23 protein-coding genes are annotated in these 26,144 nt (G+C 39.6%); 11 read left to right on the top strand and 12 right to left on the bottom strand.

Features of this window, described 5'->3' with window-relative positions; all coding sequences use genetic code 11:
• Nucleotides 1-239: 239 nt before the first annotated feature.
• Both NIES592_RS14215 and NIES592_RS14210 read right to left on the bottom strand, forming a co-directional pair.
• Nucleotides 240-1,040 carry a hypothetical protein gene (locus NIES592_RS14215; protein ID WP_062247484.1) on the bottom strand — a complete coding sequence of 267 codons (801 nt, stop codon included), beginning with the start codon at nt 1,038-1,040 and terminating at the stop codon, nt 240-242.
• 278 nt (nt 1,041-1,318) lie between these two features.
• The gene (locus tag NIES592_RS14210) at nt 1,319-1,792 is read right to left on the bottom strand and encodes a hypothetical protein (RefSeq protein WP_062247481.1); all 474 of its coding nucleotides are present in this window, start codon (nt 1,790-1,792) and stop codon (nt 1,319-1,321) included.
• 306 nt (nt 1,793-2,098) lie between these two features.
• Between NIES592_RS14210 and sixA the strand changes: the two genes are divergently transcribed.
• The 10 genes from sixA to NIES592_RS14160 all read left to right on the top strand — a co-directional run bounded on the left by sixA (nt 2,099) and on the right by NIES592_RS14160 (nt 12,746).
• Nucleotides 2,099-2,593 carry a phosphohistidine phosphatase SixA gene (sixA, locus tag NIES592_RS14205; protein ID WP_178379557.1) on the top strand — a complete coding sequence of 165 codons (495 nt, stop codon included), beginning with the start codon at nt 2,099-2,101 and terminating at the stop codon, nt 2,591-2,593.
• Between the two features lie 112 nt (nt 2,594-2,705).
• Nucleotides 2,706-3,842, top strand: a complete 1,137-nt coding sequence (locus NIES592_RS14200) for a citrate synthase (protein ID WP_062247477.1) — start codon at nt 2,706-2,708, stop codon at nt 3,840-3,842.
• Between the two features lie 313 nt (nt 3,843-4,155).
• Nucleotides 4,156-5,274: an NADH-quinone oxidoreductase subunit NuoH gene (gene nuoH / locus NIES592_RS14195; RefSeq protein ID WP_009457058.1), complete on the top strand. Its 1,119-nt coding sequence runs from the start codon at nt 4,156-4,158 to the stop codon at nt 5,272-5,274.
• A 74-nt stretch (nt 5,275-5,348) separates the two neighbouring features.
• Complete coding sequence (ndhI, locus tag NIES592_RS14190; protein WP_009457060.1) at nt 5,349-5,927, top strand: NAD(P)H-quinone oxidoreductase subunit I; 579 nt, start codon at nt 5,349-5,351, stop codon at nt 5,925-5,927.
• A gap of 102 nt (nt 5,928-6,029) precedes the next feature.
• On the top strand, nt 6,030-6,638 hold the full coding sequence (locus NIES592_RS14185) for an NADH-quinone oxidoreductase subunit J (RefSeq protein ID WP_073556086.1): 609 nt from the start codon (nt 6,030-6,032) through the stop codon (nt 6,636-6,638).
• 80 nt (nt 6,639-6,718) lie between these two features.
• A complete protein-coding gene (gene nuoK / locus NIES592_RS14180) occupies nt 6,719-7,024 on the top strand; it encodes an NADH-quinone oxidoreductase subunit NuoK (protein ID WP_009457064.1) in 306 nt (101 codons plus the stop codon).
• A 4-nt stretch (nt 7,025-7,028) separates the two neighbouring features.
• A complete protein-coding gene (locus NIES592_RS14175; protein ID WP_009457066.1) occupies nt 7,029-7,952 on the top strand; it encodes an NAD(+) kinase in 924 nt (307 codons plus the stop codon).
• 233 nt (nt 7,953-8,185) lie between these two features.
• Complete coding sequence (locus NIES592_RS14170; RefSeq protein ID WP_073556085.1) at nt 8,186-9,751, top strand: glycosyltransferase family 39 protein; 1,566 nt, start codon at nt 8,186-8,188, stop codon at nt 9,749-9,751.
• Between the two features lie 290 nt (nt 9,752-10,041).
• Complete coding sequence (locus NIES592_RS14165; protein WP_073556084.1) at nt 10,042-10,488, top strand: DM13 domain-containing protein; 447 nt, start codon at nt 10,042-10,044, stop codon at nt 10,486-10,488.
• 275 nt (nt 10,489-10,763) lie between these two features.
• A complete protein-coding gene (locus NIES592_RS14160; RefSeq protein ID WP_073556083.1) occupies nt 10,764-12,746 on the top strand; it encodes an amylo-alpha-1,6-glucosidase in 1,983 nt (660 codons plus the stop codon).
• A gap of 173 nt (nt 12,747-12,919) precedes the next feature.
• Here the strand turns inward: NIES592_RS14160 and NIES592_RS14155 are convergent, their stop codons facing one another.
• The 3 genes from NIES592_RS14155 to NIES592_RS14145 form a co-directional block, all read right to left on the bottom strand.
• A complete protein-coding gene (locus NIES592_RS14155) occupies nt 12,920-13,117 on the bottom strand; it encodes a hypothetical protein (protein WP_073556082.1) in 198 nt (65 codons plus the stop codon).
• Between the two features lie 284 nt (nt 13,118-13,401).
• Nucleotides 13,402-14,802: an HlyD family efflux transporter periplasmic adaptor subunit gene (locus tag NIES592_RS14150; RefSeq protein WP_073556081.1), complete on the bottom strand. Its 1,401-nt coding sequence runs from the start codon at nt 14,800-14,802 to the stop codon at nt 13,402-13,404.
• Nucleotides 14,803-14,826: 24 nt separating this feature from the next.
• The gene (locus tag NIES592_RS14145; protein WP_073556080.1) at nt 14,827-16,977 is read right to left on the bottom strand and encodes a peptidase domain-containing ABC transporter; all 2,151 of its coding nucleotides are present in this window, start codon (nt 16,975-16,977) and stop codon (nt 14,827-14,829) included.
• A 1,376-nt stretch (nt 16,978-18,353) separates the two neighbouring features.
• On the opposite strand from NIES592_RS14145, the gene NIES592_RS14135 reads away from it, so the two are divergent.
• Nucleotides 18,354-19,886, top strand: a complete 1,533-nt coding sequence (locus NIES592_RS14135; RefSeq protein ID WP_073556079.1) for a hypothetical protein — start codon at nt 18,354-18,356, stop codon at nt 19,884-19,886.
• A gap of 56 nt (nt 19,887-19,942) precedes the next feature.
• Here the strand turns inward: NIES592_RS14135 and petJ are convergent, their stop codons facing one another.
• The 7 genes from petJ to NIES592_RS14100 all read right to left on the bottom strand — a co-directional run bounded on the left by petJ (nt 19,943) and on the right by NIES592_RS14100 (nt 25,923).
• Nucleotides 19,943-20,287 carry a cytochrome c6 PetJ gene (petJ, locus tag NIES592_RS14130; RefSeq protein WP_062250441.1) on the bottom strand — a complete coding sequence of 115 codons (345 nt, stop codon included), beginning with the start codon at nt 20,285-20,287 and terminating at the stop codon, nt 19,943-19,945.
• 227 nt (nt 20,288-20,514) lie between these two features.
• Nucleotides 20,515-20,925 carry a plastocyanin gene (gene petE, locus NIES592_RS14125; RefSeq protein ID WP_009458210.1) on the bottom strand — a complete coding sequence of 137 codons (411 nt, stop codon included), beginning with the start codon at nt 20,923-20,925 and terminating at the stop codon, nt 20,515-20,517.
• A 211-nt stretch (nt 20,926-21,136) separates the two neighbouring features.
• Nucleotides 21,137-21,628, bottom strand: a complete 492-nt coding sequence (gene psbV / locus NIES592_RS14120; RefSeq protein ID WP_062244503.1) for a photosystem II cytochrome c-550 — start codon at nt 21,626-21,628, stop codon at nt 21,137-21,139.
• A gap of 472 nt (nt 21,629-22,100) precedes the next feature.
• Nucleotides 22,101-22,928: a carbohydrate ABC transporter permease gene (locus NIES592_RS14115; RefSeq protein WP_062244500.1), complete on the bottom strand. Its 828-nt coding sequence runs from the start codon at nt 22,926-22,928 to the stop codon at nt 22,101-22,103.
• Nucleotides 22,929-22,988: 60 nt separating this feature from the next.
• Nucleotides 22,989-23,894, bottom strand: a complete 906-nt coding sequence (locus NIES592_RS14110; RefSeq protein ID WP_073556078.1) for an ABC transporter substrate-binding protein — start codon at nt 23,892-23,894, stop codon at nt 22,989-22,991.
• A 68-nt stretch (nt 23,895-23,962) separates the two neighbouring features.
• Entirely contained in the window at nt 23,963-24,745 is a 783-nt protein-coding gene (locus tag NIES592_RS14105) for an ABC transporter ATP-binding protein (protein WP_073556077.1), read from the bottom strand.
• Nucleotides 24,746-24,921: 176 nt separating this feature from the next.
• Nucleotides 24,922-25,923 carry a FecCD family ABC transporter permease gene (locus NIES592_RS14100; protein ID WP_073556076.1) on the bottom strand — a complete coding sequence of 334 codons (1,002 nt, stop codon included), beginning with the start codon at nt 25,921-25,923 and terminating at the stop codon, nt 24,922-24,924.
• Nucleotides 25,924-26,144 lie beyond the last annotated feature (221 nt).

Genomic DNA, 26,144 nt, shown 5'->3' with positions numbered 1-26,144 from the left:
CAATATCAAATTTACAATATTAATTTGCATATTAAATCTGTCCTATTAGATCTAGGAAAAATTAATAATATTCATTTATTTCGTTTACTATGGATTTAAGAGAGTGAAGCTACAATTTAAATGCTTCCCTGTTTTTAGTCAAAATCAGTGATCAAGAAGCATCAAATTTTTGAAAAAATTAAAAATAAAAATGAAAGATATCTAGAAAATGGATGCATTAGAAATTCAGATGCAAAAAACTATTGACTAGGGACAATTAGATTCATATTGAAAGGAAGAGAAGTTTGATTGGGAGCTTGACCCCAAATTAATTCACCATAAATCTCATATTTCCCAGGAGCGATCGCTGTTTTTCCTGTATCTGCAAGATTCAAAAATAAATAGCGATCGCTTTGGGCTGTAATTCCTGTAGGCTGTATTTCCCCACTACGAATGATGCTTCCTTGTTGTTTCAAAGTCCAAGTAGCAGTTGGTAGAACAGACGCTTTACCTATGTTACGAACTAAAAGTTTTATTTGGTTTTTTTCGGGGTCAAAACTGCTACTATCTATAATCAACTGAGGAGATAACTTTCCTTTTCTTACATAAAAAGTAGACCCAACTTTTCCTCTGATGTTAACAACATTCCCCTTTTGATCACTTGTTTTCATCTCCTGCAAGTTTTCTGTGAAAACTACGACTCGATATTCTCCTTCAGGAAGGTGAGGAGGAAGTTGAGCTATTAAACGTATGCGTCTTGTAGTACCTGGCGGTACGATTAATTCACGAGGTGAAAATTGCAAGTAAGGACTAAGATCAGTGGGACTAGATGACAAAGTTTCAAAACCTGTATCACGGTTATAAGCAAAAGGCTGAACATAAACACGAGCGTGAAAAGGTTCATTGGTAATATTCGTAACGTTAATCACTCCTTCGGCTTGATTACGATTTACTTCCGTCTCAATCACCATTGGAGAAATTCTCACCTGTGCTTGAACTGCCTTTGCAGATATGACTGCCGATAAAGAACAGATACCCAGTAAAATAACAGTACGAATCATTAGTTTTTCCGATAAAATGTATTGTAAAAACCAGAATGTTTTGCTATTATGGATGGGTGAATAATTGCTCCTACAGTGTGCTTAAAGTCGCCTGTCTATTTCTGATGTGCAGAAAGTTATCCGCGCACCTAAGTTAGCAACAAGCATCTACCTAAAGAAATTGCGATTTGAATCCTAAGGTAGTAACTGTGTATTTTGTTGTCAGCCTTGGACTATAGTCCAAGGCTTGTTGCTATTAAGCGATAAGGTATATATTGTCAGACTTAGCTCAGAAAAATTTATGGTGTGACTGTCATATCAACAGTGAAAGCATAAGTTCCTTCTGGTAAAGCGGCAGTATCAACCACATCCATGTTGACTGTTAAAGGGATAGGAAGACCAGGAGGTACAATTCCAGGAGTAGAAACGCCTGCGACATAAGCAGTGTTCACACTTCCTCCAACAGCTGTGGCCTCATAAGTAGGAGAAGTAAGACCAGGGCCAGCGGTTTTAGTCACACCAGTAATTTGAAGATTTCCAGGAGCGCCAGTACATTGCACAGTTGCCGAACCAGCCGAACCACCCAAGCTAGTTAAATTAAATGGAGTTGGGTTAACTAGAGTACCAGCACCGGGAGTACCAGAGAAAGAACATGCTGCGGTGACTGTTCCACCAAATGGTACATTTACTGTACCGTCAGCAAAAGCCTTGGGAGCGATCACAACACAACTTCCCAATGCCACAACAGAAGCAATGACAATGTGACGAATCATTCCAAATCCCTAAGTATACAGTAATTGAACTTTAGTTTGAGCTGTCAACAAGAGCTAATCCTAGTAGAGAAAAAATTGAGGGTATAAAACAGGTAGACTCCCTGAAGCTGCTCGATATTCCTGTTGAAACCCGTGTTTTTGTAAACACCATACTTTGTATTTTGCTAGCCAAAAATGGCAAATGGCTTGAGTATTTTCCCGTAAAATTCTAGTTCAGAATGTAGAAGTACTGCTTTGATCCCACTTTATGCAAAGCTAAAAGAGTGGACTGTCTGCAAGAGCTTTTACCATAAAGTACTTATAATGATAGAACTGTATTTGATTCGTCATGGTATTGCTGAAGTTGCAACCGACAACATCAAAGATGAAAAAAGACGCTTAACAAAACAGGGACGGCAAAAAACAGAAAAAGTCGCCCAGCGTTTGAAAAAATTAGGTTTACATTTTGATTTTGTAGCTACTAGTCCCCTAGTGAGAGCTAGACAAACAGCAGAGATCCTCGTCACAGCGGGACTGAGTTCGCAAATGGAAGAATGTACTCATCTAGCTCCCGATGGTAATATTCACAATTGGGTTATAAACTGGTTAGAGCCAAAGAATTTTGCACCAGATACTAAACTGGCTTTGGTTGGACATGAACCCTGTTTGAGCCGTTGGGCAGAAGTTCTCGTCTGGGGGGAAGCGAAGGAACGTTTGCTGCTGAAAAAAGCGGGTATGATTGGGATAAAGGTACCAGAAACAGGCTCTCCTTTGGGTCGCGGTCAGATGTTTTGGTTGACACCACCCAAATACTTGCTCTAACAGTTTTTCCACAATTCCGTAAAGAATTTGTGCGATCGGGATTACTGTTATGGCAACAAGAATTTCTGGTAAGTTAGCCTGGACAAATCTTTAAAAATCAGATGGTGTTGCCATGATGGTGTGCGAATATAGGCCTGGTTTGGAAGGCATTCCTGCTGCCCAATCAAGTATCAGCTTTGTTGATGGGCAAAAAGGACTACTTGAATATCGTGGCATCCGGATTGAGGAACTAGCAGAAAAAAGCACATTTCTGGAAACTGCTTACCTTTTAATCTGGGGTGAATTACCAACAGCAGAAGAACTAGCAGCATTTGAGGATGAAGTTCGCCATCATCGGCGGATCAAATACCGCATTCGCGACATGATGAAATCCTTTCCAGAAAGCGGTCACCCCATGGATGCCCTACAAGCCTCAGCTGCTGCTTTGGGCTTATTTTATGCCCGTCGTGATCTGGATAATCCGGTTTACATCCGAGATGCCGTAGTTCGCCTACTAGCAACTATTCCCACAATGGTAGCAGCGTTTCAGTTAATGCGAAAAGGAAACGACCCAGTACGTCCTAATGATGATTTGGACTACGCTGCTAACTTTTTGTATATGCTCAACGAAAAAGAACCAGATCCACTAGCAGCGCGAATATTTGATGTTTGTTTGATATTACATGCAGAGCATACAATGAATGCTTCTACCTTTAGCGCTAGGGTAACAGCTTCTACTCTGACAGACCCCTATGCAGTAGTAGCTAGTGCTGTGGGAACCTTAGGAGGACCCTTACATGGCGGTGCCAATGAAGAAGTAATTCAAATGCTAGAGGAAATTGGCTCTGTGGAAAATGTGCGTCCTTATATAGAGGACAGGCTGCAACAAAAAGCCAAAATTATGGGTTTTGGACACCGTGTCTACAAGGTAAAAGATCCACGGGCGACGATTTTGCAAAGCCTAGCAGAAAAGCTATTTGCAAAATTTGGTAACGATAAATTCTATGACATTGCCCAAGAAATGGAGCGGGTAGTCGAGGAAAAATTGGGTCACAAAGGAATTTATCCTAACGTTGACTTTTATTCCGGTTTAGTGTATAGGAAGTTGGGTATTCCTACAGATTTGTTCACACCAATATTTGCGATCGCTCGCGTTGCAGGTTGGTTAGCACACTGGAAAGAACAACTCGCCGAAAACCGCATATTTAGACCGACCCAGGTTTATAACGGTCGTCATGACATTCCTTACACAGCTATTGATCAGCGGTAGGGATAGGAGGTAAGGGATAGGGGATTGGGGAAGGGGGACAGGGAGGACAAGGGAGAATAATTTTGTATCAAAATTTTCCTTTTTACCTTTCCCCCTCCCCCTTTAATCTCCTCAATTCTTACCATAAGTAGAAACTCTACATCCGGCTGATCGAGGTAAAACCCATCCAACGATATACTAGGCATGGAGATTGCAAAAAATCTTAAATTTTTGCCTGGTATAGGCAATGATTATTGATGGGTAAATTTACAGTGATTAACAAGTGTAGATAGTTGTAAACGACCATGAATTGGTGACTTGAAGAGCAACAAACATGAATTCAGGAATTGATCTGCAAGGAACTTTTATTCAATCCCTCACGGAATTGGGAGTGCCAGGAGACTTAGCCAAAGCAATTTGGATGCCACTGCCAATGATCTTAATGATTATTGGTGCGACAGTGGGCGTATTGACCTGCGTTTGGCTAGAGCGGAAAATTTCAGCAGCAGCACAGCAGCGGATTGGCCCTGAATACATCGGCCCTTTGGGTTTGCTGGCCCCTGTCGCAGATGGTCTGAAGCTTGTCTTCAAAGAAGATATAGTGCCAGCCAAATCTGACAGAGTACTATTTACCCTTGGCCCCATCATTGTTGTTTTGCCTGTATTCCTGTCCTACCTGATTGTGCCATTTGGACAGAATATACTCATTACTGATGTCGGAATGGGGGTATTTTTGTGGATTGCTTTGTCCAGCATTCAGCCCATTGGTCTGTTGATGGCTGGTTATGCATCCAATAACAAATATTCTCTTTTAGGTGGACTGCGGGCAGCAGCACAATCAATTAGCTACGAAATTCCTTTGGCGCTGGCGGTACTGGCGATCGCGATGATGTCCAACAGCCTTAGCACCGTTGATATTGTTAACCAACAATCTGGCTACGGAATCTTAGGATGGAACATTTGGCGACAGCCAGTCGGCTTCATCATCTTTTGGATAGCAGCCCTCGCTGAATGCGAACGTCTGCCTTTTGACTTACCGGAAGCAGAAGAAGAACTAGTAGCAGGTTATCAAACAGAGTACTCTGGGATGAAATTTGCTCTGTTCTACCTGAGTTCTTACGTAAATCTCGTACTCTCAGCACTCCTAGTATCAGTTTTATACCTGGGTGGTTGGGATTTTCCTATTCCCATTAGCACATTAGCGAGTTGGTTTGGAGTCAGTGAAGCCAATCCGGTGTTGCAAGTTGTCACCGCTTCATTGGGAATCACTATGACCCTACTGAAAGCCTACTTCCTAGTCTTTCTGGCCATCCTACTACGTTGGACTGTACCCCGTGTTCGCATTGACCAACTACTAGACTTGGGATGGAAGTTTTTATTACCAGTCGGTTTAGTAAATTTACTATTAACCGCTGCTTTGAAACTAGCTTTTCCCGTCGCCTTCGGCGGGTAATGGGTAAGAAACTATCACCAATTACCAATTACCCATTACCAATCACCTGTCATCCCTAAGGAGAGAAACACAATATGCTAAAGTTCCTCAAACAAGTTGGTGATTACGCCAAAGAAGCAGTACAAGCCGGACGTTATATTGGTCAGGGACTTGCTGTTACCTTTGACCACATGCAGCGACGTCCAATCACAGTACAGTATCCTTACGAAAAATTAGTTCCTAGCGAAAGGTTTCGCGGTAGGATTCACTTTGAGTTTGATAAGTGTATTGCCTGTGAGGTCTGTGTGCGGGTTTGTCCAATTAACTTACCAGTAGTAGATTGGGAGTTTGACAAAACCAGCAAAAAGAAAAAGCTCAAGCACTACAGTATTGACTTTGGTGTTTGTATCTTTTGTGGTAACTGTGTGGAATATTGCCCCACAAACTGTCTCTCTATGACAGAAGAGTACGAACTTTCCACCTACGATCGCCACGAGTTGAACTACGATAACGTAGCAATGGGTCGTCTTCCCTACAAGGTCACAAATGACCCAATGGTTACTCCACTACGTGAACTAGTTTACCTGCCCAAGGGAGTTATGGACCCCCACGATCTACCAGCTGATGCACCTCGTGCAGGTTCCCGCCCTGAAGAACTTGTAGAAAAAGGGTAATAGGTAATGGGTAATGGGTAATGGGTAATAGCAAATACCAATTGCCAATTACCATTTACCAACTATCATTTACCAATCATTCAGATATCAAAGGACAAAAAAGTGAATCTAGCGGAAGGAGTACAGGTTGTTTCGTTTGGTATACTAGCTGCAATGATGATAGGAGCAGCCCTGGGTGTAGTGCTGTTCTCTAACGTTGTCTATTCAGCCTTTATGCTAGGCGGTGTGTTTGTCAGTATAGCTGGGTTGTACTTATTGCTAAATGCTGATTTTGTAGCAGCAGCACAATTGTTAATTTATGTTGGCGCAGTGAACGTGCTAATTTTGTTTGCCATTATGTTGGTGAATAAGCGGCAGAATTTTGTTCCCTTTCCCACAGCTTGGGTGCGTAAAGCTCTAACGGCTGTGGTGAGTCTGGGACTATTTGCGCTATTGAGTGCGATGGTGTTATCAACTCCTTGGTCGTATTCTACTGCTACTCCTGTAGGCAACCCCATAGTTGTTATTGGTCAGCACTTCTTTAGTGACTTTTTACTACCTTTTGAAGTCGCTTCTGTTCTGTTACTGATGGCAATGGTAGGCGCAATTATTTTGGCACGTCGAGAATATCTGCCAGAACAAATCGTCCCATCTGATTTGCCACAAACTGTTTTGACATTGCCAGAACGTCCCAGAGAATTGGTACCTGCTGGTAGCGACAAACAAGAGTGAACAGTTACCAAAAACCATGATTGCTAACTGATCACTAACAACTAACAACTCAAAAATAGTAGTAGAAGTCACGAAGATTTATGCAACTCCAGTACTTTTTGTTATTAGCAGCAGCTTTGTTTTGTATTGGCATCTATGGTTTGATTACCAGTCGCAATGCTGTGCGAGTGTTAATGTCAATTGAATTGCTGCTGAATGCTGTGAATTTAAACTTGATGGCTTTTTCTAACTTCCTAGACTCAACAGCAATTAAGGGTCAGGTTTTTACTGTATTTGTCATCACTGTAGCGGCAGCAGAAGCAGCGGTAGGTTTAGCGATAGTACTGGCAATCTATCGCAACCGTGATACTGTCGATATGGAGCAGTTTAATCTCCTCAAATGGTAAAGTTGTGGACCTTAAAAAGGTAATTATTGCTTATAAAGCAAGAGATGCCCAAAGTAAACGTTGGGCAGAAATTTGTGCAAAGCAACTCGAAAATCATCAATGTCAGGTACTAGTGGGGCCAAGCGGACCGAAGGATAATCCTTACCCAGTATTTTTGGCTTCGGCTGGACAACCAATCGACCTGGCATTGATACTCGGTGGTGATGGTACTGTGTTAACCGGTGCTAGGCACCTAGCCCCAGCTGGTGTACCCATTTTGGGAGTAAATGTGGGTGGCCACTTGGGGTTTTTAACTGAGTCTGTGGAAGAATTTCAAGATACAGAAAAAGTTTGGGAAAGACTGTTGGAGGATCGTTATGCTATCCAACGGCGAATGATGGTGCAAGCAGCGGTGTATGAAGGTCATGGTAGCAACTTGGAACCAGTGAGTGAACGCTACTTGGCTTTGAATGAAATGTGTGTCAAGCCTGCTTCTGCCGATCGTATGATTACCTCGATTTTGGAAATGGAAATTGACGGCGAAGTGGTTGATCAGTACGTTGGCGATGGATTAATAGTTGCTACGCCTACAGGTTCCACTGGGTACACCGTTTCTGCCACAGGTCCCATTGTCCATGATGGCATGGAAGCTATTACTATTACTCCCATTTGTCCGATGAGCCTTTCTAATCGCCCCATCGTTTTACCCCCTGGTTCAGTTGTCAGCATTTGGCCATTGGGTGATTACGATTTGAGTACAAAACTGTGGATGGATGGGGTGTTAGCTACTTCGATTTGGCCAGGACATCGCGTTGACGTACGCATGGCTGAGTGTCGTGCCAAGTTTATTATTCTACGGGAAAACAACTCCTATTACCAAACGCTGCGAGAAAAATTATTGTGGGCAGGGACAAGGGTTCGCTACAGCAGTACTAATCATAGTAATTAAACTTCTGGCACGAGTTAAATAAAGGTAAAAATGAAGGGTTAAAGGGGTTATTTTTTAGCTTCTCTTTAACCCTTAGCCTTTTAATATCATGCTTTAGACTTGCGAAATTTTCTTCAGGATAGATAATTATGAAGTGATCATTCTCAAACAACGAAAGATAATACAAAATTACCTTATGCTGATAGTTTAACTAACTAGATAATTTTAGACAAATTCTGAGAAAAAACATAATTATGCAGCGTCTCATACTTGCTCCCAGGTGGTTGCAGTTTTTTATTGTCGTACTTGTGATATTTGGTATATTTTTTCGCTTTGTTAATCTTGATGGAAAAGTTTATTCGTTAGGGGAAACAGATACTTTATTACGTATTTCTGGTTATACAACTACCCAAGTTAAACAACAACTTTTTAATGGTAGGGTAATTAATAAACAAGCTTTTGCAAAATTTCAAAGTCTCAATCCTGAAAAAATTTTTGGAGATACGATTAATTCATTAGCAATAGATAATCCACACCATCCACCATTTTATTATCTATTAGCAAGATTTTGGGTACAACTTTTTGGCGACTCGATGACAACAATCAGAAGCTTATCTGCTGTAATTAGTTTATCAGTATTTCCCTGTGCTTATTGGTTGTGTCGAGAATTATTTAAGGTGCCTTTATCACTACCTGGAATAGCGATCGCACTTCTGGCTATCTCTCCTATACAAATTATCTATGCTCAAGAAGCACAGGAATATATTCTATGGGAAGTCACTATATTACTATCTAGTGCTGCTCTGCTGAGAGCTTTGCGGCTAGAATCAACCCAGCTAAAAGAAGAGTCTTATATATTGAATTGGGGAATTTATACATTTACATTAGTTCTTAGTCTATATACGTATTTATTAAGTGTTTTTGTAGCTATTGCTCATCTGTTTTATGTAATTGCAATTGCCAAATTTCGCTGGAATCAAACATCTCAAAGATTTTTAATGTCATCATTATTAGGATTTATAATTTTTTCGCCTTGGATATTGGTCATACTTGCTAAACAATCATCCGTTTTATTTTCTACTGATGCTAAAATTAAAAACTCATCTTTTCCTAATTCAATTGTAAATTGCTTAATACAGATCAATCATATTTTCATTGATTTAAATTTTAATTGGATCAAGCCTTTAATTATAATAGTAGTAACGCCAATATTTTTTACTTTAGTTGGATATGCAATCTATTGCCTTTGGCGTACAACTCATGAAAAAACTTGGTTATTTATTATAAACTTAATTGCCATACCAACAGTACCTCTAGTAGTTTCGTTTTGTCAATTAGATTTAATACCCTATTACTTAGGCGTACAAATAGCAGTTGCTTATCTCCTGTCAATCCAGCTATATAATGGCAGTATTTCCCGACAAAAAACTTGGCAAACTATATTAGCATTGTTAATAATAGTTGGGTTATTTTCTGATACTTTATATTCTCGTTATTATACTTGGTGGAGTAAATTTAGTGGTAATAATCACCTAGAAATAGCCAAAATCATTAATCAAACTTCTCGCACACTTTTAATTAGTAATGATGCAGGTAATAATTCTATCAATATACTTTCGCTTAGTTCTTTGATTGAACCAAATGTGAGATTTTTGTTAGTACAAGGTAATAATATTCCAAAATTTTCTAAAAATTACTCTAATATATTTTTATTAAATCCTTCTGATACATTCCGCAAAAGAATAGAAAAAAAATCTCAAATGAATATTAATATTATTTATCAAGGTGAATATTATTCTCTATGGAAATTATCAGAATAATGTGCTCCAGCAATACTATCTGATTTATAAGAATCGCAAAGCCCAGATCCCCAACTTCTCCAAGAAGTGGTGTTTCTTTTCTCTCGTATTAAAATAACTGAGATCTTGCACTTTTATTGAGTGCGGAGAGGGACTGTTTTTGTCAGGTTTTTCAATTCATTTTGCTGTAATAATTTGTCATTGCTACTCAAATCATTAGAAATAATAAAAAATCTTAGATGAAATTAAAGTTTTCCGTAATGTCGGCTACTTGATTGGAATTATTAATAAATTTAGGGAATACCATAGCTATGAAATTCAAAATTTTAGCAATTATAAGTATTTTTACTTTATTGACCGTAGGTTGTACAACAGGTGTAAACTCCGAGCAACCAGTTAATGAAGCCCAGCCGATAACCGGAAACAACACTCAACCAGGAAGCTTTGTTGCTGGAGAATATCCTACTCAAGGAACTGTTAAAGTTTTAACAGAGAATGGCAAGCGTTATTTAGAATTCAATGGAAATTTCAAAACTAGCAAAGGTCCTGACTTGTTCGTAATTCTGTACCGTAATGATACAGTTCCTACATCTGGTATTCAACAAAAAGATTATCTCAAAATTTCTCGTTTACAAAAGACGAGTGGGAATCAACGCTACGCTATTCCTAATGATGTAAAGCTTGGAGATTATCAATCTGTGGCAATTTGGTGTCGTCAGTTCAATACAACTTTTGGCTATGCGTCTTTAGCTAGGTGAACTGCTGTTTCGTTAAGTTTGAATTGATGGGTTTGTAGTAAGCGGTTATTACAAACTAATAAGCATCCTGCGTAACAAAGTTGACAGGGTACTATTCAGTCATTCACAGGAAAATCCTATTTCCCTATTCGCTTAATAGGATTGGCTAAATTTTCTACACAATTTATCACCTTTTTACTCTGTTTTTTCTTAGCAACTCTTAATTAGCTTCTCAGTCTGAGGTAAAAATCGCGACGGATAATCAAAATAGCGATTCCATACAGGTATGCGGTGATATGTGCATTGAATTTGGTAGGGAAGTATGTGGCACTCTCGATTTAGCAGAATCACGGGAGTGGTTAGTAACTAATGGTATCGGTGGATACGCATCTGGCACAGTAGCAGGTTTGCTGAACCGTCGCTACCACGGGTTACTAGTAGCAACCCTAAAGCCACCTTTAGGTCGCACCCTGATGTTAGCAAAGCTGGATGAAACTGCTCTGTATGGCGATCGCATTTATCCTTTACATACGAATCGTTGGGCTGACGAAATCGTCAGTCCTAACGGCTACCTACACATAGAACGTTTTGCTTTGGAAGGCACTATTCCTGTGTGGCATTTTGCCTGTGCGGATGCGCTATTAGAAAAGCGAATTTGGATGCAGCAGGGTGCAAACACTACCTATGTCCGATATGTCTTACGCCGTGCTTCTATGCCGTTACAGCTAACGCTGAAAGCATTAGTCAACTACCGCGATTATCATGGCAGTACCCAAAGCAACGGCTGGCAAATGAGTGTTGAACCAGTTCCCCAAGGAATTTGTGTGACAGCCTTTCCCACAGCTGTACCGCTTTATTTACTGTGTGACAATGCTAGCGCTGTTCCTGCACATAATTGGTATTATGGATTTCACTTAGCAGTAGAACGCTACCGAGGATTGAGTGACAAAGAAGACCATTTACACGCTGCTACTTTCCAAATTACTCTCAATGCTGGTGAATCTCTAACCTTTGTTGCTAGCACAGACAAGCAACCAGATCTACATGGCGAAACAACCCTCAGACTCCGCCATAACCAAGAGCAAAAGTTAATTAGTCTTTGGAAAACTAACCGCCCTTCCCATGCCAAAGAAACCCCAGCTTGGGTGAACCATCTGGTTTTGGCTGCTGACCAATTTATTGTGGATCGTTCCTGGTCAGATGAAATTCATGGCAAAACGATCATCGCAGGCTATCACTGGTTTAGTGACTGGGGACGAGATACGATGATTAGCTTACCAGGACTGACCCTGGCTACAGGTCGCCCAGAAATTGCCCGTTCTATTCTCCGCACTTTTGCTAAATATGTAAATCAGGGAATGCTGCCAAATCGCTTTCCAGATGCGGGCGAAATACCGGAATACAATACCGTTGATGCTACTCTTTGGTATTTTCATGCTTTACAGGCTTACTACAACGTTACAGAAGATGATGATCTTTTAGAAGAACTATTTCCCATCCTGGCAGATATCATCGACTGGCACTGTCGCGGCACTCGCTACAATATCCATTTAGATGCAGCAGATGGGCTGCTTTACGCTGGGGAAGTGGGAGTGCAGCTGACTTGGATGGATGCCAAAATTGGGGACTGGGTTGTCACGCCCCGGATTGGTAAACCGATTGAAGTGAATGCCCTCTGGTACAATGCCTTGAGAACAATGGCTAACTTTGCTCGCCATATCGGTAAACCTCACCGAGAATATGAGGCGATCGCTGAACGAGCCTTGGTCAGATTCTCACGCTTCTGGAATCAACAAACAGGTTACTGTTACGATGTCCTCGATGGACCTGATGGTGATGATCCGTCCCTACGCCCCAACCAAATTTTTGCTGTTTGTTTACCTGAAAGTCCTCTGAACTCAACCCAACAAAGAGGTGTAGTAGACGCTTGCGCCCAGACTTTGTTAACTTCCCACGGATTGCGATCGCGATCCTGTGATCATTCGCAATATCAAGGACATTATCGAGGTGATCAGCTGCAACGAGATAGCGCTTATCATCAAGGGACAGTGTGGGGATGGTTAATTGGCCCCTTTGTACAGGCACATTTGCGAGTTTACAAAGACCCTACCCAAGCACGGCAATTTCTGGAACCAATGGCCAATCACCTGCACGCCCACGGTCTTGGTAGTCTCAGCGAAATCTTTGATGGTGATCCCCCGATGACGGCGCGGGGTTGCATTGCTCAGGCTTGGACAGTGGCGGAAGTACTACGGGCTTGGTTAGCAACTGAAGTGTGAAAATGTTGTTAGTTGTTTGGCGATCAGCAAAAACGCTCTGGTGCGATCGCTTAAATTAAAAAAACGCCAGTAGAAGAAACTTCTCTGGCGAAAAACCAAGCAATAAATAAATTTTCGTATGCTTAAATGTTTTGAAAATTTAAGCATGGTGTTTTACTTATCCAGTACCTATTTCAGATTTTCAATGTTATAAAATCTGCTGTAAACTCAATTTTTGCAAATTTGAAATCAGCTTTATACTCGTCAAGTGATAATTCAGTCACACCTCCACATATTTTCTCTGTTTCGCTATCTGTTAATTCTTCAAAAAGTTGGATGCTTTCAAGTTTTTGTGGTGTCTGAGTATTTAATTTTTGCTTTACTTTCTGCATTTTTTCCTCCAAGAAAAATTGTTTTCTGACTCAATAATTCTATAAAAATTTTTTTTTGTAAATTTAAATGCTACTTTCATGCAATAACAAACTATCAAATAAGCAAGATAATAACGATAATATAAATTAATGAAAAACCTGACACTAATAGTTAGTAGTAACCCAAAATATTAATTGTGATGGTCTGCTAGATCCCCGGCTTTTTGAAAAAGTCGGGGGTCTGACCCCTCGCAACCCCTCAGAACAGCTACGTATTGTGTCCTGAACTTGATGGTAAAAAATACTTATAAATCAGTAACTAACCTGGCTTTTCTCAGCATAAATTGCAGTACAGTCTCTTCTCTAGAAATAATGTCAGCTTTAGCCTGCATCCCTGATTGAATTTGACATTGGCGTTCACCATTTCCAAATGTTAGACTTTGAGGCTTAATCGTCGCTTCAAAGTAGCTAGTAGATCCTGATTTTGCTGCATCTATATTGTTGTTTACAGGTGTAATTGCGTCTGGGGAAACACCTGCAACAACGCCTTTGAGAGTCCCATAATCAGGATAAGGACAGGTATCTATTCGCAATTGTACTTTATGACCAATAGCGACTTTTTTGATCTCTTGGGTGGGAATGATTGCTTTAATAACAACAGGAGTATTACTCGGAGCGATTTCAGCGATCGCTTCGCTAACTCGCAGCACTTGACCAGGGTTTCGCAAATTGAGTTTGAGAATGATACCATCACTAGTTGCACGCACAGTAGTATCTTGTAGTTGATTGGCAACTTGCTGGAGTTCTTTTTGAGATTGTCCGAGTTGCTTTTGTATTGCAAATCGATGCTGAATTAAGGCTTGTTTTTCTTTTTTTAAAGCAGCGATAGTTGCTTTACCTCTAGCAGTTTCTTGGGTAATGCGCTCTTGAGCGATCGCTACTATAGCAGTGGTAGGATTACCAGCAGCTTTAGCTGATTGCACTTGAGCTTGGGCGATCTCAACAGCTTTTTTTTCAGCCTCAAGCATGGCTTGAGTTTGCTTCACAACTAGCTTTTTCTGCTCAAATTCCCGGTTTCCAATTGCACCAATTTCTGCTAATTGCTGATAGCGATCGCGATCCATCTCTGCAAAACTTAAATTAGCTTCAGCTTTTTGCAAGTTTGCTTTGGCTTTTTGCAAATTTGCTTGAGCTGCAAGTAATTCGCTGTTGGTGGTAATTTGCCGATATTGATATTCCCATTGATTACGCTCCAATTCTGCTTTAGCAGAAGCTACTGTCCCTTGTGCAACTCTGGCTTCAGCAAGCATCTGGGAATCTAAAGCTTTAATCTGAGCATCAATTTGCACGATTTGTAACTTATCCTGTTGGATATTACCTTGCAGCTGGCTATTTTTGCTTTGCAGTTGTTGATCTTCCAGATAAGCGATCGCCTCTCCCTGTTTGACAAATTGATTTTCTTTAACCAAAATACTTTTAACAGTGCCTTCAATTTTCGATTGTACTAGCCTATTTTCTCCTGTAGGACGCACAAAAGCATTAGCTTTTATCGTTACATTGTATTTAATCCATGAACAGAGACCAATACTAGCGACAATACTCCCGATCAAAAAAATCCCTCCTAAGGATATCCAGCGACTAACAGGGGGAAGAAAATCTTCACTTTGCATTGATGGCAAAAGTTTTTGATTGTGGGTGTAGAGCATAATTCCCTGAATAAGTGTGAATAATTAAGGATTGAAAAATTTCAAATGTTCCCCAGATTGGTAACGCAATTGCACCAGAGAACCTTGAGTTTTTAACTTGCCTTGATCTAGCAACACAATCCAGTCAGCACGATTAATTACCTGGGGACGATGGCTAATCAAAATCGTGGTTTTACCATGACGATGCTTCAGTAAACGATCTAAAACTTGCGCTTCACTCACTGGATCGAGTCCGCTAGTCGATTCATCCAAAATTAACACTGGTGGATCTGTAACAATGGCTCTTGCTATTGCTAAGCGTTGGCGTTGTCCACCAGAAAGATTTGCTCCAAACTCACCCAAAATAGTTTGATATTTGTTAGGAAGTTTACTAATAAAATCATCTGCTTCTGTAACTTGAGAAGCTCTCACAATTTGCTCAAATGTCAGGTAAGGCGCTCCTAAACGAAAGTTTTCAATAATAGAGCGATTCCAAAAGTGAGCATCTTGGGGAACAAATATTACCTGTTGACGCAGACAATCCAAACAGAGGTCTTCTAGATTGTAAATTCCCAGGCGGATATTGCCAGATTTGATTGAATATAGACCCGCAATTATTTTAGCTAGAGTGCTTTTACCACAACCAGATTTACCAATAATGGCGATATTTTTTCCACCAGGTATTGTTAAAGAAAAATCTTCAAGCAGTTCAACCTGACCTGGATAATGAAAACTGATATTACTACAAGTAATGTCAGCATCTCCAGAAATTGTAGCGAACTGCTTTGTTTCATCACCTTGATTTTCTGGAGTAGTATCTATAACTTCTGCAAGGCGCTGTGTGGCTGTTTTTACTCTAGTGAATTCATCTACGAAAGTAATTAAAGTAGCAATTAAATTTATGAAATTGCTATTCATAGAGTTAAATGCAAGTAGTTGCCCAATACTGAGGTTTTCATTCGGATTAATCACTAAATTTCCGCCAAACCAAAGCAGAACAATACTACCAATTCCAGAAACTAAATTAGAGAATATATTATTGTTGATACCAATTTGTATTGTGCTTAATTTTAGGGTAGAAATTCGCCCAAATCGACTTTGTAATTCATCTAAAAATTGCGGTAATGCTGTAGTAGTTTTGAGAGTAATAGCACCTTTAAATGTTTCTACTAAAACACCTTGTACTTCAGATTCTGTAACTAAAACTTCACGAGTTTTTTGCTGCAAACTGGGCTGAAATATTACTGTAGATATGACCATTAAAATAGAAATAACAATAGCTAAAATCGTCAAATTAGTACTATAAAAAGCCATAATTACCAAAGAAATTATGGCAATAAAAAACTTATTAGGTAGAATAACGACAACTTGAGAAACTAACTGATTAATCTGGTGAATATCTTGTAGGCGACTGACAATTTCTCCACTGCGATGAGTTTCATAGTACGAGAGTGGTAATTGCAGAATTTGACGCCCAAATTCTAGAACTAGCCCTAATTGCAGGCGTTGGGCAAAGTGAGCAATTAAGTTAGACTGTACCCAAGATAAACTACTAGAAATAAGATTCATGACTACCACAGCGATCGCCATAGTAGTAAGGAGTCTTGTATCACCCCTAACTAGCACATCATCAGTGAGAATTTGTAACAGAAAAGGAGAAGCTAAAGCTAGCAATCCCAACAGAAAGTTAAGAGGTAATGCTTGAGCTAGAATTGCCCGAAAATTCCAGATGCGCTTGAAGAAACCCCAAAAGCTACCGATGCGATGGTTCTCTTGGGCATAAAACCTAATTGGATCTGGCTCCAGTAAAAGCATTAACCAATCTGCCCAACCTTCTACTAAATCTTGTGGAGATAGATATCGCAGCCCTACAGCAGGATCGGCAACTACACATTTTTTGCCTTTCTTACCATATAAAACTACCCAGTGATGACCTTTCCAATGAATAATTGCTGGTAGGGGTGCTTCATTGATTCGGTTTAAAACTTCTGGTGATGTTTTAACAGGACGAGCATTAAAACCAAGTCTTTCAGCACCTCGTTTCAGTCCCAACAAAGTTGTTCCAAATTGTCCAGTACCTACGACTTCACGAATGTGGTTTAGAGTAAAGTTACGTCCATAATATTTCGTAATTGAAGCAAGACAAGCTGCGCCACAATCTTCTTTACTATGTTGTAAGACGTGAGCATATTTCATAAAGTTAAAATGCTATTTAAATTTACCTTTAAAAATAATGCAAATTAATCATTACATACCGATTACTAACAAGTAATTATTAGTTTGATGTGAAAAAATGAAATGTTGATGTAAGATATACTTTTTTATTGTCGAATATTGATACTTAGAACATTATGAATTAATTTACCTCCTATCTAATATTCAATTGCTTCTGTTTTGATTTTTCGATATATTGTTTACATCTACAAAATATCTGGAATCTGTTATTTGTCAAGCCTATATGCAACCTAGGCAATGCTCAAGCAAATCTTTCCATCATTCGCGCGTTTCAAACTTAGAGTTGGCTATGACAAAATTATCGGCGTTACTGAATCAAGATATGAATTTACGTCTAATGTGAATTAACAAAGGCGCTAATAGATCATGGGAAATACTCAACAAACCAATGACCACCCAACCACCCATGAAAGATCCATCTGTGTTATCTGTGTTTATCGGTGTGTATCGGTGGTCGATTTCTAAAAAACGTTTTTTCCCAGGCGCAAGGAATATTGCGTCTCCATATTCAATTCACATCAGGCGTAATTTACAATTTAAAATCAAAATTTTAAAAATAGGGAGCGAAATTCCCCGGATAGAATTTTTACGTATCCCCGATTTTACTACCTCATACCATTTCACCAAATTATTGATACAAATCTTCCCCTTCTATTCCTTGTTATCCTCGTCTAGTTGGTGGCTAAATGTCAAACTTTGTAGAATTGGTAGGGTAATTTATGGAAGTACTCCTAATGCGCCGAAATTCACTGGATAGTGCATTAAGTAAAGTGGCGTAACGAGACTAGATGTGGAGTGATTAAACAATTTTTGTGTATGCGGTTGTCTACTACGAGAGAAGCAACCTCAGGTGACCAGAGGTTTTACTTTACAGGCATAAAGTTTGAAACTGAATATTAACTGCTTGTTGAATATATTTTCAGCCAGTCTGAAAATATTAAGTTATACTTAAGTACCTCCAACAGCTGTGATTATCTAGGAGCCTTTGTATGTTTGTATTTGCAATTACAAAGTAAAACTTTATTCTTTCTGTCTCTACCAATTTAGACCTTAACTTAGCCAATAGTCAGCCTGAATGCCTCTTGTAGCTCTGACAAGCCTAATGATTGTATAAAATAACTATTCTTGAAGATAAGCATTGACAGAACAGAATTTCTAGTACAATGTTATATCAATTTTAATAAAATCACTTTTAAGACGTTGCAGCTTTCCTGTTTTGCCTGATGGCGTAGGAAGTTATTATTTGTAGAGGAACGCAATTACTGATAGTTATTACTTGTGGTCAAAAATTAAGTTTTTCAGCTTACTTCAATCAAGCCGAGTGAACGAGAACAGCTATGTCATACGTCTCCATATTAAAAACCATACCAGAAATAATTAGTCAGCCAACAGGGATAGCAGTATTAGCCTCTGTTGGTATCCACGGTGTAATCGCCTTATTTCTCCCGTGGATGCAGTTGGAAACCAAACCAAAAGAGACAAAATCACCAAAAACTGGCGTCGGACTTGTTGAATTAAACCAGGCTGATCAAAATCGTCTGCCGCAAACAACCACATCTGGGCTTCCCAAGCAACCAGGAATTCCTTTACAGGCACAGTTACCGCAAGCTGGGCAAGTTCCCCTACAAGCACAAGTTCCTCCTTTCCCTAACTTTGCGTTCAAATCAACACCCTTACCGGCACAACCGCCAACAACTTCTCTGGTTGAACCACCACTAACTCCTGTTCCCTTATCTCCGAACCGAGTCAGTATCTTGCCTCTACCGCAAAAGAATCAGTTGCAGGTAGCTCGAAGGCAAAACTTCCAATTTCAACCAAAGTATGATGTCAGCCAAAGCGACACAACAACTATTCCACGTGTCAATGATAGGAAAGTTAGTCGTTTACAGGATGAAATTGGCTTAGGAAAACCCCAACCACTACCATCTTCTGTCAACACGTCTAACTCCGTATACCCCACAAATTTGCCAGATTTACAGGCTGCTAACATACCCAGTAATCTGCCTAACACCCCGGCTTCCAACTCTTCAAATAACCCTAACACTCAGCCGGGGCTTGCTAATCAGGAATTTGTGGCTCCTGGTGGTACTCCGCAACTAGGAGGAAACTTAGCAATGGGCGGTACAAGCTTACCGCAATGGCAACCACAACAGCCCACGCTTCAAAAGCCTGAATTGCCATCACCCGCACCGACAACATCCCAGGTGACAGCACAACAAATCGCGAAAATCACTTCTTTAAATGATCAATTACGCAAAGTAAGGGAGCAATACCCCAACATTGAAACCAAAAAACTTATCTCCGAAACCGTTAGTGGTCAAAGAGGGCAGGAAGGTGAAATAGAAGGTGGTTTAGTCTACGCAGACGGTCAGGTTGAATCGATAGAGTTTCTGGATAATTCAGTTTCATCCAACCTTAAAATCGCAGCACGGGAATACTTTAGAGATTATTTCCAAAAAAATCCTGTGCAGGCCAATGGTAAACCTCAGTACTATCCATTTAGACTCTCTTTCTTACCAAATAGTAACATCACTCCTGCAGCTGCTACTCCACCAAAATTGCCTGTATTAGTTCCTCAAAAATTGCCGATTTTGGAAACAAGTAAAACACAGTCATCTCCAAGCGGACAGCAAAATTTACAGCAGCGTTTGCGATCGCTTCCGCAAAATCAACAATTACCTCAACAGCAACAACCCACACAAGCGACTGTAAAACCTACAACATCACCAGTGCAAGTGGGGACAAATCAGGCTCAACCAACCCCACAAGCATCTCAGTTGCAAGTTAATAACACTCAAAATCCCAACCACAAACTATTACAACAATTACGCCAAGTTAAACAGGAAAGACAAAAATCAAATTCACAGTAAACAATGATATAGTTATCAGTTATTTGTTAACTGATAACTGTTCACTGAATTTGATATTACCAACCCTGTTCTGCTTTCTGAAAAACGTAAGCAGCTACTTGGACAATTTCATCTTTGCTTAACTTGCTTTTAAAAGCAGGCATGGCGTTTTTCCCATTTTGTATTTGGTGAATAATTGCTGCAATAGAGTCAGTATCGTAATTTTTCAGATACTGTTGTAAGGCTTCCTTTTTCAAAGTCTTCTCAGCGATGAGAACATTACCACCACCAATATGACAAGAAGCACAGTTAGAATTAAATATTTTGGCAGCATCAGATATTTCGGCTGCTTGTACTGGACTGGTAAATATAAAAAATGACAGCGCGATTGCAAATAGCAAAATTAATAATAGAATTCTCAAAATATTCTCCTTGGGATAAGCTTTTAGCCCCTGAAAAAATCCTTTCAGTAATATTCTATGGCTGCTAAAAGCTTTCAAGGTGAAGTAAACCAATTTTGAATTTTAGATTTGCATCCAAAAAAAGCTTTGAGCGCTGACTTGCGGCGATCAAAGCTTTTCGCGAAATCCAAAATTGGCACTGTCAATTAACTTTCCACAGAAATATCTCTTGGAACTAGATTGGAGTGCTATTCAACAGTGAGTTTACCAACCATGCCAGCACCACGGTGAGGCTCACAATAGAATGTATATTCACCTTTGGGAGCATCTGCGGGGATTGTGGTCTCATATTCTTGGCCAGGACTCATCAGTAACTGCTTATGAGTAAAAGATTTAGCTAAATCAGCACTTTTAGATTGAGCAGGATCGAATACAACATTGTGGGGAGGAACTTTGTTGTTTACCCATTTAATAGTGTCACCTGGCTTGACAGTCAATTTTGCAGGTTCAAATGCCAGCATTCCCTTATCACTGCCAAGTTTGACTGTATATGTGTCAGCCGCAGCACTAGGAGTAAAAACAGCAAAGCTGCCAACAACTAAAAGAATTGTTAACAATGCTAAACCAAAGCGACGCAAGCCGGCCGCAATTAATTTCATAGCCTTCTCCAATCAACAAGTTTTATTTTCCTCTATTCATTTTAGATAAAATTAACGCCAAATATGACAATACGTCGTAGATGTAAGTTTTTTTTGAGAAAAGTGAGCAAAATTATAGTTATTGGCCTTTTGTAAGTAGTCCTATTCATCTTGGACTACTTAACAAAAGACTGATGACTAAAAAATGATGACTATGTTGATCGGAGGAAGTTTAGTAATAAATTTTACCACCACCCCACTTAATTCCAATTACTTTTGGTTGTACTAGGATATAACCAGCGATCGCCTTCAAGTCATCATCAGTGAGATTTCTCATTTCTGTGAAAATATCAGCACTCTTGATGCTGGGATGTAACTCAGAAATTTCCTCTTCTCCATCGTAGGTAGTGGGGTTTTTCATGTAGTCCACTAGTCCTTCAATGTTGTTACGGGGTGGTGTTGCCAACGCCAAAGCCTCAGGATCAAGTCCTACGTTTTGGTTGGTTTTGGTGATACCACCAGGATGACACTGAGAACAAGTTTCATTAAACAAGCGTTTGCCTTCTGTAAGCTGTTTCAGGCTGACTACAACTGTGTCACCCTTTTCATTTAACGCTACTGTGCGTGAAGCTTCATCTAACTCCACTGCTGTTGCACTACCGACAACAAACTGAAAAGTCAGCAACACAGTAACTACAAAAATGCCAATTAGTCTTTTTAACATCTTTCCCCTTAAAGATTTTGACACTCAACACAGCTAAATATCACGATACTCAATCTTTTTTTGTTAACTGCCAGTTGTCAATGTTTGTTGTTTGTTGTTTGTTGTTTGTCGTTTGTTCTACCAACCACTAACAACGAACTCAACTATATTGGTTGCAAACAGATGACATCCATCCTCTAAGAGGGGTGTTATCTGCTGGTATCTTTGTGATTAATAGGTTTGCACAACCCATAAATTAGGTTAACTGACAGATATAGATAGAGTCGCTGTTATACAAATATCACGTTAAGAGGCCAATTTGTTGCCCTAACTACTGGGTAGGTAGACAGGAAAATAGAGAGATATAAATATGAGTATTTTTACTGGAAAGAAGTTGCGATCGCACTTGTATTATTCTGATATCCGTCTTGTAAATAGGGGAAAGGGCAAAGGAAAGATTTATTTTCATCCTTGTCCCCCTTGTCCTCAATTCTTACCCTTTGCCTCCCGTAAAAGTCACACTTTGAATAAAATATCGGTTGAAAAAGGCATAAATTGCTAAAGCTGGCAGAGTAAACACCATTGAAGCTGCCATGATGTAGTTCCAGTAGCTGATATATTGACCTTTAAAAGAATTCAACCCCAAAGGCAAAGTAAACATTTCTGGATCAAACACTATCACTATGGGCAGCAAAAAATTATTCCAACTGCCCATAAACACAAAAACTGCCTGCGCTGCTAATGCTGGTTTTGCCAAAGGTAAAACAATACGCCAAAAAATGCCCAAAGGAGTTAAACCGTCAAGTGCAGCAGCTTCCTCTAATTCTTTAGGAAAATTAACAAAAAACTGCCGCATCATAAAAATGAAAGTGGCATTTACCATACTGGGGACGATCATACCTTGGTAAGAATTCAGCCAGCCGAACGCTTTTAAGATCAAAAATGTTGGAATCAGAGTAATTTGTGCTGGCACTGCTAGTATTGCCAAAACCAGTAAGAACCAGAAATGTCTACCCCAAAACCGCAGTCTTGCCAAAGCATAACCAGCCATTGAGTTAAACAATAAATTTAAAATAGTGACGCAAACCGCAATCACTAGACTGTTGAACAACCAACGCAGAAATAGCGGTTCTTGCAAAAAAATTTGTTTATAGTTGTCAAAAGTAAAGTTTTTGGGCAAAAAATTAGCTTCGCCACTGACTATTTCCGAGAGGGGTTTAAAGGATGCCGAAAGTGCCCACAAAAACGGGATGAGGGTAATGATAGCGTACAGCGTCAACAGGACATACACAAGTCCCTTCCCTATTCCTGCAGATTTCATTTCTCTATCCCAACCCCTAACCCCTAATTTTTCAAAAACAATACAGTACTTCTAACTTAATTATTGCCCAGACAAAGCCAAGCGTAACTGTTTACAAGTTGCTTCTATCGCATCTATGCTACCTGCATTCACGAGTCCGTAATAGTCAAAAATATAAACACGGTTGTTTTTGATAGCTTGTAATTGCTGCCAAAAAGGTTCTTTTTGCCAAGACTCTAAGAGTTCTGTTTTAGACTGAGGTTGGGGAGTATTAACCAAAATTAATACTTCTGGGTTTTCCTGTAAAATTTTTTCCGGGGAAAGAGTTACATAACCTCGGAATTGACTTTGCCCTTGTAAGTCTGCTGTGACATTTTCGGCTTTAAATTTAGCGAGCAAATCACCAGCCCAACTATTTTTATTCGGTGACAAAATTGGTTTAACACTCACTAACACCAAAGTTGAATATTGCTGATTAGGCTTATTTGCTAAAAATGATTGATAACGGTTTATTAAAGGTATTGGATCGGCAGCAATTAATTGAGCAAGAGCTTGAGTTAGTTTTTGTAAAGCTTCCCAACTATTAAGATTATAAGTATAAGTAGCAATTCCTAGCTGTTGTAACTTTCCCATTTCTTGCACATAAAAACCAGTTGGAGCAACAACTAAATCTGGTTTAAGTGCAATAACTTTTTCTAGATTTAGTGGTGTTCTTCCTTCATTAATACGGGGAATATTTTGAAATCTGCTATTGTTGTTAAAAAGGTTACTACCAGTCATTCCTACCAATTTAGATTGATCAAGTTGGGAGATAATATCAGCCGCAATTGTAGAAAGAGCGACAACTCTTTTGGCTGATTTTTTTGGCACTACTTGGGTAGGAGTAGTAAGAGATTTTTGGGGCTGTTGATTAATCGTCGTGGCACATGCAACTATATTCACAATCAAGAATACTTGCAAACAGAATATTATCCAAGAGCGACGCATTTTAAATTTCCTCATAGCAAATTATTAAGTATCTATAGATTAGAAAAGAATACTTTGGCTCTAATTTTTTAGAGATGAATTGATGTTAGTGGACAAATTTGTAATCCCACAGGTGTTTCAATAACTGCAACGTGTACACCTAAAACTTCAGCTAAATAGGTGGGTTCTAGAACAAATTCTGGAGTTCCAAGAGCAAATATTTTTCCTTGGGACAACAGAGCAATTCGAGAACTATATCTGGCAGCTAAATTAACATCATGTAAAACAGTTACTATAGTTAAATATTGCTGTTGATTAAGTTTTTTAAGTAATTCTAATAATTCTAATTGATAACGAATATCCAAATAGGTAGTCGGTTCATCTAACAATAAAGTTTGAGGATTTTGTGCTATGGCTAATGCTAAAAAAGCCCGTTGACGTTCTCCACCTGAGAGTTTTTCGATAGTGCGATCGCGAAAGTTTTCCATTTGTGTTAGCTGCAAAGCCATCTCTACTTTGCTGCGATCTTCTGTATTTAATTCCCATTGCCACCACGCTTGATGAGATGTACGTCCTAAACTAACTAACTGTTCCACTGTTAAACCAGTCGGGATTGTTTGCTGTTGTGGTAAAAAAGCTAATTTTTGTGCCACAACTTTACTAGGTTGTGTGTGAATTGCCTTACCATCGAGCAATACAGTCCCCTGCTGTGGTTTTATGAGGCGACTGAGGAGTTTTAGCAATGTAGTTTTCCCTGAACCATTAGCACCTACTAAACTCAACCATTCTCCTTTGGCAATAGTAATGTTGATATCTTTAACTATTTGTTGATTTGCATAACCACCAGTAAGGTTGTGAGTTTCTATAGGCATAACATTAATTTTCGATTTTGGATTTTATATCAGTCCGACTAATTGCTTACGATGTAAAGCTTGGGTATTGGGTCTCAGGCATGGTGAAAAAAATAACCAACTATAACCAATTACCAATTACCCATTACCAATTACCGACCCCAACGGATAATATAACTGTTCAAGCCGACATGATATTAAATACTTGTTTGGCGGCCATAAAGCAACCAAATAAATAGAGGTGAACCCAACAAAGCAGTAACTGCACCCACTGGTAACTCTACAACTGCTGAGCGAGAAACTACATCGGCAAGAGTGAGGACAACAGCGCCACCAACAGCACTAAGTGGCAGAACAGCACGATAATCTGCACCTACAAGTAAACGGATGCCATGCGGTACAATCAAGCCGACAAAGCCAATTAATCCGCCGATACTCACAGCACCCGCAGCCAATAACGAAGCGATACCACCAATCAAAATCCGCGATCGCACCAGGGAAACTCCCAACCCCACTGCTAATTCGTCACCCAAATTCAACAAATTCAAAGTACGAGCTAGCAAACATCCTAATAGCAAAGATACGCAAATATAAATTCCCCCAGTTTTGACCTCACTCCATCCCCGTCCATTCAAGCTACCAATTAACCAATTCAATGCTGCTTGCACTTGCCCATCTTCAGCCATTAGTAACAATACCGATTGAATCGCACCAAATAGAGAACTGACCGCCACCCCACCTAAAATTAATCTTTCAACTGAAATACCATCACCTCTACGAGCTAAAAAATAAATAATGATAGTTGTGAATAAGCCTCCAATCCAAGCCGCTAGAGGAACCCAAGCCTGTAATACCCCAAAACTAAACATTGCCACAGCAACTAAACCTGCACCTGCTGAGATACCAAGAAGAAACGGATCAGCTAAACCGTTACGCAACATTCCCTGTAACAATGCGCCTGCTGTGCCTAAAGCTGCACCCACAAGCATTGCAGCCAAAGTTCTCGGTAGCCGTAAATCCCATAGAATTGTTTGGTAAAGTGGATCTCCTTGACGCCAAATTGCTTTCCATAACTGGATTGGCGTTATTGACACAGCCCCCAATGATAAAGAAATTCCAATCATCACAACCAACGCAGCACACAAGAGCAAAGTTGCCACTACTAGCCGATTTCTCTCGATGATTTTTCGTAGAAACATTAGTATTAGTTCTTGGTGTTTGTCTGTTTCTAGTCGCAGTTCATCTTCAACAAACTTAATGTCTTGGTCATGGTTTACAAAGACATCTTCACTAGGGTTTTTACGGTTAAAATTCGATATTTTATAAAATTTTATACAGAAATATGTTCAGTATAAACATGCAATCACGTCTAATGTGAATTAACAAAGGCGCTAATAGATCATGGGAAATACTCAACAAA

Source organism: Fischerella major NIES-592, assembly GCF_001904645.1.
GTDB classification, from domain to species: domain Bacteria; phylum Cyanobacteriota; class Cyanobacteriia; order Cyanobacteriales; family Nostocaceae; genus Fischerella; species Fischerella thermalis.
This window is presented reverse-complemented; position numbering and strand designations above follow the sequence as displayed.